The organism is Enterobacter sp. JJBC, from assembly GCF_036936505.1.
GTDB classification, from domain to species: domain Bacteria; phylum Pseudomonadota; class Gammaproteobacteria; order Enterobacterales; family Enterobacteriaceae; genus Enterobacter; species Enterobacter hormaechei_C.
This window is the reverse complement of the sequence record NZ_CP136935.1, coordinates 2,607,812-2,621,981: the sequence shown is the minus strand read 5'-3', so window position 1 is coordinate 2,621,981 and position 14,170 is coordinate 2,607,812. Positions and strand designations below refer to the sequence as shown.

The window sequence follows — 14,170 nt, the reverse complement described above, 5'->3', positions numbered from 1 at the left end:
ATAATGGCTCAACTGTCTCTGAAACACATTCAGAAAATTTATGATAACCAGGTCCACGTGGTGAAGGATTTCAACCTCGAAATTGAAGACAAAGAATTTATCGTCTTCGTCGGTCCATCGGGTTGTGGGAAATCCACGACGCTGCGAATGATTGCCGGCCTCGAGGAGATCAGCGCGGGTGAACTGATTATTGACGGGGTTTGCATGAATGATGTTCCCGCAAAGTCCCGTGATATCGCGATGGTCTTCCAGAACTATGCGCTCTATCCGCATATGACGGTCTACGACAACATGGCGTTTGGCCTGAAAATGCAAAAAATTGCGCCCTCCGTCATTGAAGAACGCGTTACCTGGGCGGCACAGATCCTGGGCTTGCGCGATTACCTCCAGCGTAAACCTGGCGCGTTGTCCGGCGGTCAGCGTCAGCGCGTGGCGTTAGGCAGGGCGATAGTGCGCGAAGCGGGGGTGTTCCTGATGGATGAGCCCTTATCCAACCTTGATGCCAAACTTCGTGTGCAGATGCGCGCTGAAATCAGCAAGCTGCATCAGAAGCTTAATACCACCATGATTTACGTGACGCACGATCAGACGGAAGCCATGACGATGGCGACCCGCATCGTGATTTTAAAGGACGGCATCATTCAGCAGGTGGGCGCGCCGAAGCAGGTCTACAACGAGCCGGCGAATATGTTCGTTGCAGGATTTATTGGCTCACCGGCGATGAACTTCATTCGTGGCGCAATCGACGACCGCTATTTTGTGACGGAAACGCTGCGTCTGGAGATCCCGGAGGACAAGCTGGCCGTACTGAATGCGCAAGGTTACCAGCGTAAAGCGGTTGTCTTTGGGATCCGTCCGGAAGATATTCTCACCGTACAGCGAAGCGGCGAAAACATCACGGCGAAGATCAGCGTTGCTGAGCTGACCGGGGCTGAATTTATGCTTTATGCCACCGTGGGTGGGCATGAACTGGTTGTCCGTGCGGGAGCGGCGGATGATTACGTTGCCGGAGATAATATCGGCATCCAGTTCGATATGAATAAGTGCCATTTCTTCGATGCTGATACTGAAACAGCTATTAGATAAGAAAGGTGTTCGCCGGAAATGAAAGTTTCCGGTTTTTTGTATGTTAATTATAAAGGAATATTTTAATGAGTACTCTACTAAGAAGTGCTGCGCTCGTCCTGTGCGCAGGGGTGAGCTGCGCGCAAGCAACTGAATCAGCCAAACAGTGGGAATTTAATATTGGCGCCATGTATGAAATTGAAAACGTCGAAGGTCAGGCCGACGATAAAGATGGATTATATGAACCCTCCGTGTGGTTTAATGCCACTTGGGATGCATGGACCATTTCGCTGGCTATGTATCAGGAAGGGCCGGTTGATTACAGTAGCATGACGCGCGGCACCTATTTCGATCGTCCCGAAGTAGAATTACGCTATCGTATTATTGGTACCGATGATTTCACGCTGGGACTGACGGGTGGTTTCCGTAATTACAGCTATCATTTCAAAGATGAGGATGGCGCGAAAGCGGGCAGCGCAAATATGCAGCGCTATAAAATTCAACCGGACTGGGATGTAAAATTAACCGATGACTGGCGTTTTGGCGGATGGTTTGCCATGTACCAGTTTGCGAATGACCTGGCAAAAACCGGTTATTCTGACAGCCGTGTTGAAACGGAAACCGGTTTTACCTGGACAATTAACGAAACCGTCTCTGCAAAAGTTAATTACTATTTAGAGCGGGGTTTCAATATGGACAGTTCACGTAATAACGGTGAATTCTCCACTCAGGAAATTCGCGCCTATCTGCCGATTTCATTGGGTCAGACGACACTAACGCCTTATACCCGTCTGGGACTCGATCGCTGGTCAAACTGGGACTGGCAAGACGATCCTGAGCGTGAAGGACATGATTTCAACCGTTTGGGTATGCTGTACGCCTATGATTTTAACAATGGTTTATCCATGACGCTGGAATATGCCTACGAATGGGAAAACCATGACGAAGGGGAAAGTGACCGCTTCCACTATGCCGGTATCGGCGTGAATTACGCGTTTTGATAACACTTCACCAGGGGCGTTTGCCCCTGGTTTTTAGCGTAATGAAGCCGCATCTGAAAAATGCGTTTCAACCAATACCTTATGCGGGGCAGGTTTACCCGCAATGCACCTGAACAACAAATCGCAGCTCTCTTCGCCCAGCTTTCTCGTGGGGATATCAAAACCGCCTGGTGCAGGGGTTAAAATGAGAGATAGCATCGGGTCGCTGTATCCTGCCATTGCGACCTGTTCCGGGATCGTCAGATTTAGCTCATCCGCGGCACGATAAAGACTTAGCAATTTCATGCTGTCCGTCGCAAAAACTGCATCAGGCGGGTTGTCTGATGAGAGTAGCTGACAGGCCGCCTGAAGCGCGCTTTCATGGGTATATCCGCCATCAATAACCCAGTCCGGATTAATCGCAATACCGTGCTTCTCAAGGCTCGATTTATAGCCCGCCAGGCGATCGATAGAAACGTGATAATCGAGCGGGGCATGCAGGCAGGCAATTTTAGTGCGACCATGTTTGATAAATGAGTCGGTTAATATGGCGCTGTCGTGGAAATTATCCGTGTCGACAGAATAGATATTCTGGTAATTGCCTTCCACTTTACCAATAACGACCACGGGCACACCGTATTCGTCCAGCGTCGCGAAAAAAGACTCGTTCGCCGGCGAGCTTAGCATGATGATCCCTTTGATCATCTTCTGCTTTATTTTACCCACGCATTTTTGCAGATCATCTTCGCTGCTTTTGGACGTTTGTAAAATAACATCAAAACCTTCTTCTTCTGCTTTTGCCGTTATGGCATGCAGTACATCAGAGAAAAACGGATTCCCTGCGGTGGTTTTGGTTGAACGGGTCGAAATAACCATAATGGCGTCGAAGCCAGAAGAGGTGAGTGCGCGGGCAAGTTTATTCGGTTGATAATTTAATTCTTCTATCGCCTTCAACACCTTTTCGCGCGCTTCAGGAGAAATATTCGTTTGTTTATTCAGAACGCGCGACACGGTTGATTTCGAAACGCCAGCAACGCGGGCAATATCATAGATGGTGGGTGACATACACCTTACTCACTCCAGACGGACAGCAATTGCGCCCATCTTACTGGAGAGAAAACGGCAATAGCAATAATTAAGAATTGATAATCAACGATCTGCCCCAATTTACTGTATTCTGAAGTGACTTTTTTCAGGGTTCCAGGCAATGAAGGACGGCGATGAAGCGACTTAAAAACGAATTCAATTCTCTGGTGAACCGTGGCGTTGATCGCCATCTGCGTCTTGCCGTGACGGGGCTGAGCCGCAGCGGTAAGACAGCATTCATTACGGCGATGGTCAATCAGCTGTTGAACCTGCATGCAGGGGCGCGCCTGCCACTGCTTAGCGCAGTGCGCGAGGAGCGGTTGCTGGGGGCGAAACGCGTACCGCAACGTGATTTTGGCATCCCCCGTTTCACCTATGATGAAGGTCTGGCGCAGTTATACGGGGAACCTCCCGCCTGGCCCACCCCGACGCGTGGCGTGAGCGAAATCCGTCTTGCGCTTCGTTTCCGCTCGAATGAATCCCTGATGCGTCACTTCAAAGAAACGTCCACGCTCTATCTCGAAATTGTGGATTATCCGGGAGAATGGCTGCTCGATTTACCGATGCTGGCGCAGGATTACCTGAACTGGTCCCGACAGATGACCGGTTTGTTGCAGGGGCAGCGGGAAGAGTGGTCGACCCAATGGCGCCAGCTTTGCGAAGGGCTGGACCCGCTGGCGCCGGCGGATGAAAACCGTCTGGCCGTCATAGCCGAAGCCTGGACGGATTACCTGCATCAGTGCAAGCAGGAGGGGTTGCATTTTATTCAGCCGGGCCGCTTCGTTCTGCCGGGTGATTTAGCCGGTGCTCCCGCGCTACAGTTTTTCCCGTGGCCGGACGTTGACAGCATCGGCGAATCGAAACTGGCGCAGGCGGACAAGACCACCAACGCCGGTATGCTCCGCGAGCGATACAATTATTACTGTGAGAAGGTGGTTAAGGGCTTTTATAAAAATCACTTTTTACGCTTTGACCGCCAGATCGTGCTGGTGGACTGCCTGCAACCGCTCAACAGCGGGCCGCAGGCGTTCAATGATATGCGGCTGGCGCTGACGCAGCTGATGCAAAGCTTTCATTATGGCCAGCGTACGCTGTTTCGCCGTTTGTTCTCGCCGGTCATCGACAAGCTGCTGTTTGTCGCCACAAAAGCTGACCATGTGACGGTCGATCAGCACGCCAACATGGTATCCCTGCTGCAACAGCTGGTGCAGGATGCCTGGCAGAATGCGGCCTTCGAAGGGATCAGCATGGACTGTCTGGGGCTGGCGTCCGTACAGGCTACGCAGAGTGGGTTGATTGACCTGAATGGCGAGAAAATTCCGGCCCTGCGGGGCAACCGTCTCAGCGACGGTGAGCCGCTCACGGTCTATCCGGGGGAAGTTCCGGCGCGTCTGCCGGGCCAGGCATTCTGGCAAAGCCAGGGTTTTCAGTTCGAAGCCTTCCGTCCGCAGAGCATGAACGTTGACCAGCCATTGCCGCATATCCGTCTGGATGCTGCGCTGGAGTTTTTAATTGGAGATAAATTGCGATGACGGAACCGTTAAAACCACGCATTGATTTTACCGGCCAGCTTGAGCAGACGCCCCATGAGGCGTTCAAAACGGCGCAAACCTTCAGCGGCCCGCAGGCTGACAACTTTGCTCCCGTGCTGGCAGACGAGCCGATGGTTGAAGAGGGGCAGGCGGAAGCGGTGGTTGATGCGGCACTGCGCCCGAAACGCAGCCTGTGGCGTAAGATGGTGACCGCCGGGTTAGCCCTTTTTGGTGTGAGCGTAATCGGCCAGGGCGTGCAGTGGGGCGTCAATGCCTGGCAAACGCAGGACTGGGTGGCGCTGGGGGGATGCGCCGCCGGGGCGTTGATTGTTGGTGCGGGCGTTGGCTCAGTCGTCAGCGAGTGGCGTCGCCTCTGGCGTTTGCGTCAGCGTGCCCACGAACGCGATGAAGCGCGGGATCTGCTGCACAGTCACGGCACAGGAAAAGGGCGTGCTTTTTGTGAAAAGCTTGCGGCTCAGGCCGGGATAGATCACTCTCACCCGGCGCTTCAGCGCTGGTATGCGGCGATCCACGAAACCCAGAATGACCAGGAAGTGGTCACGCTCTATGCGCACATTGTTCAGCCGGTACTGGATGCGCAGGCTCGTGGTGAGATCAGCCGTTCGGCGGCGGAATCTACCCTGATGATCGCCGTCAGTCCGCTGGCAATGGTGGACATGGCCTTTATCGCCTGGCGCAACCTGCGTCTGATCAACCGCATCGCCAGGCTGTACGGCATTGAGCTTGGCTATTACAGCCGACTGCGCCTGTTCAAACTGGTGTTGCTGAATATCGCCTTCGCCGGGGCAAGCGAACTGGTACGGGAGGTCGGGATGGACTGGATGTCGCAGGATCTTGCGGCGCGTCTCTCTGCCCGGGCGGCGCAGGGGATTGGTGCCGGTCTGCTGACGGCACGCCTGGGTATCAAAGCGATGGAGGTTTGTCGTCCACTCCCCTGGATCGATGGCGATAAGCCGCGGCTGGGGGATTTCCGTCGCGAATTGATTGGCCAGCTTAAAGAGACGCTCAATAAAAAACCTGCTCAGTGAGGTTTTGTTTACTAATCGTGCGGGCTGTCAATATTTGTTGACAGCCACCTTCCCGAACACCGTGATCTGACATATCATTTTACTGTTATTGGCTTAAACGGTGAATTTCCCATGCGTCTGGAAGTCTTTTGTGAGGACCGTCTCGGTCTGACCCGCGAGTTACTCGATCTTCTTGTTTTACGTAGCATTGATTTACGTGGCATAGAGATCGACCCTGTCGGGCGAATTTACCTCAATTTTGCCGAAATTGAATTTAATACCTTCAGTAGCCTGATGGCGGAAATCCGCCGTATCGCTGGCGTTACGGATGTACGCACCATCCCCTGGATGCCGTCCGAGCGGGAACATCTTGCGCTGAGCGCGCTGCTGGAAGCAATGCCGGAGCCGTTTCTCTCTCTCGATCTGAAAAATAAAGTCGAGCGCGTTAACCAGGCCAGCTGCCAGCTGTTTGCGCAGACTCAGGAAAAACTTATCGGGCACCACGCCACGCAACTGATCACCGGTTTTAATTTCCAGCGCTGGCTGGACAGCAACCCGCAAAATACCCATAGCGAGCATGTCGTCATCAACGGACAGAATTTCCTGATGGAGATCACGCCGGTCTACCTGAAAGGGGAAAATGCCGCGCGGGTGCTGACCGGCGCAGTGATCATGCTGCGCTCCACGGTGCGAATGGGGCGTCAGTTACAGAACCTTTCCAGCCAGGACGTCGGCGCATTCAGCCAGATTATTGCGGTGAGCCCGAAGATGCGTCATGTGATCGACCAGGCGCGCAAGCTGGCAAATCTTACGGCGCCGCTGCTGATTACCGGGGATACCGGTACGGGGAAAGATCTGCTGGCGCATGCTGTGCACATGGCCAGCCCGCGTGCGGCAAAACCGTATCTGGCGCTGAACTGCGCCTCTATTCCTGAAGATGCCGTTGAAAGTGAGCTGTTCGGGCATGCGCCGGAAGGTAAAAAAGGCTTCTTTGAACAGGCGAATGGCGGCTCGGTGCTGCTGGACGAGATTGGCGAAATGTCGCCACGCATGCAGGCGAAACTGCTGCGTTTCCTCAATGACGGCACGTTCCGCCGCGTGGGGGAAGATCATGAAGTTCACGTGGACGTGCGCGTCATCTGCGCCACCCAGAAAAATCTGGTGGAGCTGGTGCAGAAAGGGGTATTCCGCGAAGATCTCTACTATCGTCTCAACGTTCTGACGCTCAATATTCCGCCGCTGCGCGATTGCCCACAGGACATCATGCCGTTGACAGAACTGTTCGTGGCCCGTTTTGCCGATGAGCAGGGCGTGCCGCGTCCGAAGCTCTCTGCCGACCTGGGCACCGTGCTGACGCGTTACGGCTGGCCGGGCAATATTCGTCAGCTTAAAAATGCGGTCTATCGCGCATTAACTCAGCTTGAAGGGTATGAACTGCGCCCTCAGGATATTCTGTTGCCGGATTACGATGCCGGGACGGTCTCGGTAGGCGAAGAGGCAATGGAAGGCTCGCTGGATGACATCACCAGCCGTTTCGAGCGTTCGGTGTTAACGCAGCTATATCGCAGCTATCCGAGCACGCGCAAGCTGGCTAAACGTCTTGGGGTGTCACATACCGCGATTGCGAATAAGTTGCGCGAGTATGGGTTAAATCAGAAGAAGGGTGACGAATAAATAAAAAAGCCTCTTTGCAGAGGCTTTTTTACGTTTAGGCTTTAAGCGCCTCAAGTGCAGCGGTGTAATCCGGTTCGGTAGTGATTTCGTTCACCAGCTCACTGAAAACAACGTTGTCGTTTTCGTCGATCACCAGCACCGCACGAGCAGCCAGACCTTTCAGCGCGCCTTCGGAAATGGCAACACCGTATTTTTCCAGGAAATCCGGGCTGCGCAGAGTGGATAGGGTGATGACGTTGCTCAGGCCTTCAGCGCCGCAGAAGCGGGACTGGGCAAACGGCAGATCAGCAGAAATGCACAGCACTACGGTGTTGTCCATTTCGGTCGCCAGCTGGTTGAATTTACGCACTGATGCAGCGCAAACGCCAGTATCGATGCTTGGGAAAATGTTCAGGACTTTACGCTTGCCAGCAAACTGGCTCAGCGTGACGTCAGACAGATCTTTAGCCACCAGAGTAAAAGGCTGTGCTTTGCTGCCAGACTGTGGGATGGAACCTGCAACAGCAACCGGGTTGCCCTGGAAATGAACGAGTTGTGACATAGATATCTTCCTGTTTACAAATAGTTAACGTCGTGGCTAGTGTATGTCATCCGCAGTTAGCACGGCAAACCAATTTTCTGCCTTTCCGGCCTGCAAGGAGTCAGTGATGAGAAGCGTTAAGGTCTATGAAGAAGCCTGGCCATTGCACACCCCGTTTGTGATCTCGCGCGGCAGCCGTAATGAGGCCTGCGTGGTCGTGGTTGAATGTGAAGAGGACGGCGTAAAAGGCGTCGGAGAATGTACCCCTTATCCTCGCTACGGAGAAAGCCTGGCGTCAGTCATGGCGCAAATTATGACGGTGGTGCCCGAGTTGCAGGCGGGCCTGACGCGTGAGGCTCTTCAGCTTCGGTTGCCGGCCGGCGCGGCACGCAACGCGATTGACTGCGCACTCTGGAGTCTGGAAGCGGCGAAACGACAAAAACCGCTGCCTGCGCTGCTGGACGTTACGCTGCCGCAATCGATCGTCACCGCGCAAACGGTGGTCATCGGTGAACCAGAGCAAATGGCCGCCAGCGCTCAGGCGTTGTATGCCACCGGTGCAACATTATTAAAGGTGAAGCTCGACGATCGTCTGATTAGCGAACGCATGGTCGCCATTCGTGCGGCGGTGCCTGATGCCACTCTTATCGTCGATGCGAACGAATCATGGCACAGCGAAGGGCTGGCAGCCCGTTGTCAGCTGCTTGCCGATCTGGGCGTTACCATGCTGGAGCAACCCCTCCCGGCAGAAGACGATGCCGCGCTGGCGAATTTTATTCATCCGCTTCCCGTCTGTGCAGACGAAAGCTGTCATACCCGTGAGAGCCTGTCAGCCCTCAAGGGACGTTACGAAATGGTGAACATTAAGCTGGATAAAACAGGTGGATTAACCGAGGCTCTGGCTCTGGCACAAGATGCGCAGGCGCAAGGCTTTGCTCTGATGCTGGGCTGTATGTTGTGTACGTCCAGAGCGATCGGCGCTGCACTCCCGCTGGTGAACAGCGTGCGCTTTGCCGATCTGGACGGCCCAACTTGGCTGGCGGTTGACGTCTCACCCGCGCTGAATTTTACCTCCGGCGTACTTCATCTTTGAGGCTGCCAGCGCAGGAGATCTGTCATCGCCCGCAGGTATTTTTCGCTCGCTTCATCCGAGGAGATGGGCGGAAACTCTGCGGTGATACAGTGAAGGCTGAGGTCTGCGCACCAGCTGCCAAACGACCCGGGTGTTTCATAGCCAACGCTGCTCACCAGAGGTAGAGCAAACGCATCCGCCAGCCACTGCCCGAGCGCCGTATGACGAGGATCTTCAATACAGGCGAGGGGATCGTGGAAAGAGACAACCCAGGCCGGGTGGATCTTATGAATAAGCTGGCACAGCGCCTGAGTCTCCGGTTCGGAACCGGGTTTGTCTCCTGTGAGCAGGACCACATCTCGCTCCTGCGCCGAACTGTTCCAGCGATACACCGTTTCACCGGCGCGCCAGTTTGCCGCCGGGAAGTTCCTGTTCAGGTCAACGCCGCGTGCATTCGCCCGTAATCCAAGCTGACAACCGTCCGGGTTGACGGACAAAATCACATGATGACGTCGTAAATCGGGGGCCAGCGTACGTAGCGCGCACGAGAGCGTCACGACAGACGAGTTTTCATCGCCATGCGTGCCTGCAATGATTAAGCCGCTATTGCGATCGGCCTTGGGGGCCGGAAACCAGATCAGCGGCGCGCCTAAAAATGAGCGTCCATAATGTTCAGTTCCTGGCGGGAAGGCACCGCGTTCCGTTCTTGGTCGGGTAGTTGCCATAGTAAACCCTGATGATAAAGTCACTTCTGGCAGTGTTGTGCAAAAGCCGCGCTTAATCAAATAGTTTCCGTGTGTGTGGAAAATTGCCTGACATCAACTTTCCGGAGGAAGCATTTGCATTTCTCCGTTTCGAAACAAATAATTACGCATCTGCCTGTTACCTGACATCATTAAGGGGATCATATGAAGCATCCTGTTTCGCTTCTTTGTACTGCGCTGTGGCTGTGCGGGCTTTCTTCACTTTCATATGCCGCGGAGGTTCCCGAAGGAACGGTTCTGGCGCAAAAGCAGGAGCTGGTTCGACATATCAAAGATGAGCCCGCTTCGCTCGATCCGGCAAAAGCGGTGGGGTTGCCTGAGATACAGGTGATCCGCGACCTCTATGAAGGGCTGGTGAATCAGAACGAAAAAGGGGAGTTAGTTCCCGGCGTGGCGACGCGCTGGCAGAGCAATGACAATCGCATCTGGACGTTCACGTTGCGGGATAACGCTAAGTGGTCTGACGGTACCCCGGTGACGGCACACGATTTTGTCTATAGCTGGCGTCGTCTGGTTGATCCTAAAACAACGTCACCTTTCGCCTGGTTTGCGGCGCTGGCGGGCATTAACAATGCCCAGGCCATTATCGACGGCAAAGCTGCTCCGGATACGCTCGGCGTGACGGCGGTGGATGCTAAAACGCTGCGCGTGCAGCTTGACAAACCGCTGCCCTGGTTCAGCAATCTGACGGCTAACTTCGCGTTTTATCCTGTTCAAAAGGCCAATGTGGAAAGCGGTAAGGAATGGACGCGCCCTGGCGCGCTCATTGGCAACGGTGCGTATGTGCTGAAAGATCGCGTGGTGAATGAAAAACTGGTGGTTGAGCCAAATTCTCATTACTGGGATAACGGCAGGACGGTGCTTAAAAAAGTCACCTTTGTGCCGATCAACCAGGAGTCCTCAGCGACCAAACGCTATCTTGCGGGCGATATCGATATTACAGAATCGTTTCCGAAAAACATGTACCAGAAGCTGCTTAAAGATATTCCGGGACAGGTATATACACCGCCACAGCTTGGGACCTATTACTACGCGTTTAACACGCAAAAAGGCCCAACCGCGGATGCCCGCGTACGTCTCGCGCTCAGCATGACTATAGACAGACGTATTATGGCGGAAAAAGTCCTGGGGACCGGTGAGAAACCGGCCTGGCATTTTACTCCCGATGTCACTGCGGGCTTTACGCCGGAAACCTCGCCATTTGAGCAGATGTCGCAGCAAGAGCTGAATGCGCAGGCGAAAACGTTGTTGCAGGCGGCAGGCTATGGCCCTCAGCGTCCGCTAAAATTAACGCTGCTGTATAACACGTCTGAAAACCACCAGAAAATCGCGATTGCCGTTGCATCCATGTGGAAGAAAAATCTGGGTGTTGACGTTAAGTTGCAGAATCAGGAGTGGAAAACCTACATCGACAGCCGCAATACCGGGAATTTTGACGTCATCCGTGCATCATGGGTAGGGGACTACAACGAGTCGTCGACATTCCTGTCGCTGCTGACCTCCTCCCATAGCGGGAATATCTCACGATTCAACGACCCTGCTTACGATAAGATTATTCATCAGGCGACGCTCGAAACCACTGAAAAAGCGCGTAATGCCGACTACAACATGGCCGAGAAGATCCTCACCGAGAAAGCACCGATTGCCCCTATTTATCAGTACACCAATGGACGTCTCATCAAGCCATGGGTTAAAGGTTATCCGATAAATAACCCAGAGGATGTTGCGTACAGCCGTACAATGTATATTGAAAAGCATTAAAAAGAGGTCAGGGCGCTACGTGATTATGGTAAATATCCATTAACCGCATAAGCGCCCGCTCTCAGGGTTGATAGTTTTACAGCCTGATTATTACCAAATATCCCCTTCATATCAGCCCATCACTTATTGTCATGATGAATATCTTCAGAGAGATTCTTTCTACCGTTTATCGAAAAACGCGTAGTCATTTATTCGCCATTCCTGTAGCAGTATAGTCATTACTGTTTTCAAGATTAAATTTGTCCGATACAGGATTTTTTCATATTCAGGCCATTTATTGAATTAAAACCTTATTTCTCTGCGCTGTTACGGGGCGTGTTAATAAATGCATTGATGTAAATCAATTATTCAACCTCATGGAACAATAAGTTCAATATTTCCAAACAAAGCAGTCATTCCTGCCAAATTAATGTGAATAAATGGTTAATTTTTACTGTATGTCATGTATCTATGGCATTTATGAGTACAATAATTTAGTGGAATATTCTTAAGAAAAGTCCAATGGTGGATCTTTGATCTGAGAAGTTGATTTTAAATGGGGTTTTGCTCTAATATGGTTTTGTAAAGAAACGTCACTCACTTAACATTTATTTCTTTTAAAGAAAGGGACTGCTATGGCCGATTCATTCCAGAATGAGGTGCCCAAGGCACGCATAAATTTAAAGCTGGCTCTGCATACAGGTGGCGCGCAAAAGAAAATCGAACTGCCACTTAAACTCCTCACCGTCGGTGATTTCAGTAATGGAAAAGAGAATCGCCCATTATCGGAAAGGGAGAAAATCAACGTCAATAAAAATAACTTCAACAGCGTACTTTCGGAATTTAACCCGGAAGTGAATCTGATGGTTCCTAACACAATGGCCGGGGATGGCTCGGAAGAAAGCATAAAACTGAATTTCTCCGATATTAAGGATTTCGAACCTGAACAGGTTGCCCGCCAGATCCCCCAGCTCCGCGCCATGCTGGCTATGCGTAATTTATTACGCGACCTCAAATCCAATCTTCTTGATAACGCCACTTTCAGAAAAGAACTCGAGAAAATTCTCAAAGACCCGGCGCTGTCTCAGGAATTACGCGACGAAATGAGTGCACTGGCCCCGAAATAAGCGGCATGTGTAATTTAATGGATTAACCGGGAATATGCTGATGTCTGTGAATACTGAAACCGCCTCCGCGCAGGGGCAGACCACCGTACTGGAAAAAGAGGGCGTTTACGCCTCCCTGTTTGAAAAAATCAACCTGACCCCGGCCTCCAGCCTGGGTGATATCAATGCGTTTCTGGATGACGCCGCGCTTTCTGACGCTCCGGCGGGTGAACGCCTGACGGCGGCGATGCAGGTGTTTATGGACTGCATCCGCAAATCCGGTCAGCCGGTGGAGAAGCTCGACAAAACGCTGATTGACCACCATATCGCTGAGCTGGATTTCCAGATCAGCCGTCAGCTGGATGCCGTAATGCATCACCAGGAGTTCCAGAAGGTGGAGTCCCTGTGGCGCGGCCTGAAGCAGCTGGTGGACAGCACCGACTACCGCCAGAATGTGAAAACCGAAATTCTGGATGTGTCGAAAGAAGATCTGCGTCAGGACTTTGAAGACGCGCCGGAACTTATTCAGAGCGGCCTCTACTGGCACACCTATACCGCCGAATACGACACCCCGGGCGGCGAGCCGATTGGTTCCGTGATTTCATCCTATGAATTTGACGCCAGCCCGCAGGATGTGGCGCTGCTGCGCAACATCTCTAAAGTATCAGCTGCCGCACATATGCCGTTTATTGGCTCTGTCGGTCCGAAATTCTTCCTGAAAGACTCGATGGAAGAGGTCGCTGCAATTAAGGATATCGGCAACTACTTCGACCGCGCCGAGTACATCAAGTGGAAATCTTTCCGCGACACCGACGACGCCCGCTACATCGGCCTCGTGATGCCGCGCGTGCTGGGGCGTCTGCCGTATGGCCCGGACACCGTACCGGTACGCAGCTTTAACTACGTTGAGCAGGTGAAAGGCCCGGATCACGAGAAATACCTGTGGACCAGCGCGTCGTTCTCCTTCGCGTCAAACATGGTGAAGAGCTTCATCAATAACGGCTGGTGCGTGCAGATCCGTGGCCCGCAGGCGGGCGGGGCGGTGAAAGATCTGCCTATTCATCTGTACGATCTGGGCACCGGCAACCAGGTGAAAATTCCGTCTGAGGTGATGATCCCGGAGACCCGCGAGTTTGAGTTTGCCAACCTCGGCTTTATCCCGCTCTCGTATTACAAAAACCGCGACTATGCCTGCTTCTTCTCGGCGAACTCCGCGCAGAAACCGGCGTTGTACGACACCGCAGATGCCACGGCCAACAGCCGCATCAACGCCCGTCTGCCGTACATCTTCCTGCTGTCGCGTATTGCGCACTACCTGAAGCTCATCCAGCGCGAGAACATCGGCACCACCAAGGACCGCCGTCTGCTGGAACTGGAGCTGAATACCTGGGTGCGTAGTCTGGTGACGGAAATGACCGATCCGGGCGATGAGTTGCAGGCTTCTCATCCGCTGCGTGACGCGAAAGTGGTGGTGGAAGATATCGAAGACAACCCGGGTTTCTTCCGCGTGAAGCTGTTTGCGGTGCCGCACTTCCAGGTGGAAGGCATGGATGTGAACCTGTCTCTGGTGAGCCAGATGCCGAAAGCGAAAGCGTAAGGCGGT

General features: G+C 53.0%; 12 protein-coding genes. 9 read left to right on the top strand and 3 right to left on the bottom strand.

Going from position 1 to position 14,170, the window contains the following annotated elements:
- The first annotated feature begins 3 nt into the window (after positions 1 to 3).
- Both RY075_RS12685 and RY075_RS12680 read left to right on the top strand, forming a co-directional pair.
- Positions 4 to 1,086, top strand: a complete 1,083-nt coding sequence (locus tag RY075_RS12685; protein ID WP_003856876.1) for an ABC transporter ATP-binding protein — start codon at positions 4 to 6, stop codon at positions 1,084 to 1,086.
- 65 nt (positions 1,087 to 1,151) lie between these two features.
- Positions 1,152 to 2,066: an OmpG family monomeric porin gene (locus RY075_RS12680; RefSeq protein WP_023314240.1), complete on the top strand. Its 915-nt coding sequence runs from the start codon at positions 1,152 to 1,154 to the stop codon at positions 2,064 to 2,066.
- Positions 2,067 to 2,099: 33 nt separating this feature from the next.
- Here the strand turns inward: RY075_RS12680 and RY075_RS12675 are convergent, their stop codons facing one another.
- Complete coding sequence (locus RY075_RS12675) at positions 2,100 to 3,110, bottom strand: LacI family DNA-binding transcriptional regulator (protein WP_003856881.1); 1,011 nt, start codon at positions 3,108 to 3,110, stop codon at positions 2,100 to 2,102.
- Between the two features lie 155 nt (positions 3,111 to 3,265).
- Here RY075_RS12675 and RY075_RS12670 point away from each other — a divergent pair, with 155 nt between their 5' ends.
- The 3 genes from RY075_RS12670 (at position 3,266) to tyrR (ending at position 7,365) form a co-directional block, all read left to right on the top strand.
- A complete protein-coding gene (locus tag RY075_RS12670) occupies positions 3,266 to 4,663 on the top strand; it encodes a YcjX family protein (RefSeq protein WP_126542496.1) in 1,398 nt (465 codons plus the stop codon).
- A complete protein-coding gene (locus RY075_RS12665; protein WP_022651340.1) occupies positions 4,660 to 5,712 on the top strand; it encodes a YcjF family protein in 1,053 nt (350 codons plus the stop codon). The genes RY075_RS12670 and RY075_RS12665 overlap by 4 nt, the downstream gene beginning before the upstream one ends.
- 111 nt (positions 5,713 to 5,823) lie before the next feature.
- The gene (gene tyrR / locus RY075_RS12660; protein WP_003856887.1) at positions 5,824 to 7,365 is read left to right on the top strand and encodes a transcriptional regulator TyrR; all 1,542 of its coding nucleotides are present in this window, start codon (positions 5,824 to 5,826) and stop codon (positions 7,363 to 7,365) included.
- Between the two features lie 34 nt (positions 7,366 to 7,399).
- Here tyrR and tpx read toward each other — a convergent pair whose 3' ends face one another.
- The gene (gene tpx / locus RY075_RS12655; RefSeq protein ID WP_003856889.1) at positions 7,400 to 7,906 is read right to left on the bottom strand and encodes a thiol peroxidase; all 507 of its coding nucleotides are present in this window, start codon (positions 7,904 to 7,906) and stop codon (positions 7,400 to 7,402) included.
- Positions 7,907 to 8,012: 106 nt separating this feature from the next.
- On the opposite strand from tpx, the gene ycjG reads away from it, so the two are divergent.
- Positions 8,013 to 8,978, top strand: coding sequence for an L-Ala-D/L-Glu epimerase (gene ycjG, locus RY075_RS12650; protein ID WP_338627766.1), 966 nt, complete (start codon positions 8,013 to 8,015; stop codon positions 8,976 to 8,978).
- Here the strand turns inward: ycjG and mpaA are convergent.
- Positions 8,969 to 9,682 (bottom strand): murein tripeptide amidase MpaA, encoded by a 714-nt coding sequence (gene mpaA / locus RY075_RS12645; RefSeq protein WP_022651338.1) that lies wholly within the window; start codon positions 9,680 to 9,682, stop codon positions 8,969 to 8,971. The genes ycjG and mpaA overlap by 10 nt on opposite strands.
- A gap of 183 nt (positions 9,683 to 9,865) precedes the next feature.
- Between mpaA and RY075_RS12640 the strand changes: the two genes are divergently transcribed.
- From RY075_RS12640 to tssC, 3 genes are all read left to right on the top strand, one after another.
- Positions 9,866 to 11,482, top strand: a complete 1,617-nt coding sequence (locus RY075_RS12640) for a peptide ABC transporter substrate-binding protein (RefSeq protein ID WP_302378612.1) — start codon at positions 9,866 to 9,868, stop codon at positions 11,480 to 11,482.
- A gap of 614 nt (positions 11,483 to 12,096) precedes the next feature.
- A complete protein-coding gene (tssB, locus tag RY075_RS12635; protein ID WP_338627764.1) occupies positions 12,097 to 12,588 on the top strand; it encodes a type VI secretion system contractile sheath small subunit in 492 nt (163 codons plus the stop codon).
- Between the two features lie 40 nt (positions 12,589 to 12,628).
- On the top strand, positions 12,629 to 14,164 hold the full coding sequence (gene tssC / locus RY075_RS12630; protein ID WP_023324775.1) for a type VI secretion system contractile sheath large subunit: 1,536 nt from the start codon (positions 12,629 to 12,631) through the stop codon (positions 14,162 to 14,164).
- Positions 14,165 to 14,170: the final 6 nt, after the last annotated feature.

What these genes read in the sequence shown, in the direction of transcription:
- tpx (WP_003856889.1), bottom strand. Translation starts at nt 7,906, where the DNA reads ATGTCACAACTCGTTCATTTCCAGGGCAACCCGGTTGCTGTTGCAGGT.
- mpaA (WP_022651338.1), bottom strand. Translation starts at nt 9,682, where the DNA reads ATGGCAACTACCCGACCAAGAACGGAACGCGGTGCCTTCCCGCCAGGA.
- RY075_RS12665 (WP_022651340.1), top strand. Translation starts at nt 4,660, where the DNA reads ATGACGGAACCGTTAAAACCACGCATTGATTTTACCGGCCAGCTTGAG.
- tssC (WP_023324775.1), top strand. Translation starts at nt 12,629, where the DNA reads ATGTCTGTGAATACTGAAACCGCCTCCGCGCAGGGGCAGACCACCGTA.
- RY075_RS12670 (WP_126542496.1), top strand. Translation starts at nt 3,266, where the DNA reads ATGAAGCGACTTAAAAACGAATTCAATTCTCTGGTGAACCGTGGCGTT.
- ycjG (WP_338627766.1), top strand. Translation starts at nt 8,013, where the DNA reads ATGAGAAGCGTTAAGGTCTATGAAGAAGCCTGGCCATTGCACACCCCG.
- tyrR (WP_003856887.1), top strand. Translation starts at nt 5,824, where the DNA reads ATGCGTCTGGAAGTCTTTTGTGAGGACCGTCTCGGTCTGACCCGCGAG.
- RY075_RS12640 (WP_302378612.1), top strand. Translation starts at nt 9,866, where the DNA reads ATGAAGCATCCTGTTTCGCTTCTTTGTACTGCGCTGTGGCTGTGCGGG.
- tssB (WP_338627764.1), top strand. Translation starts at nt 12,097, where the DNA reads ATGGCCGATTCATTCCAGAATGAGGTGCCCAAGGCACGCATAAATTTA.
- RY075_RS12675 (WP_003856881.1), bottom strand. Translation starts at nt 3,110, where the DNA reads ATGTCACCCACCATCTATGATATTGCCCGCGTTGCTGGCGTTTCGAAA.
- RY075_RS12685 (WP_003856876.1), top strand. Translation starts at nt 4, where the DNA reads ATGGCTCAACTGTCTCTGAAACACATTCAGAAAATTTATGATAACCAG.
- RY075_RS12680 (WP_023314240.1), top strand. Translation starts at nt 1,152, where the DNA reads ATGAGTACTCTACTAAGAAGTGCTGCGCTCGTCCTGTGCGCAGGGGTG.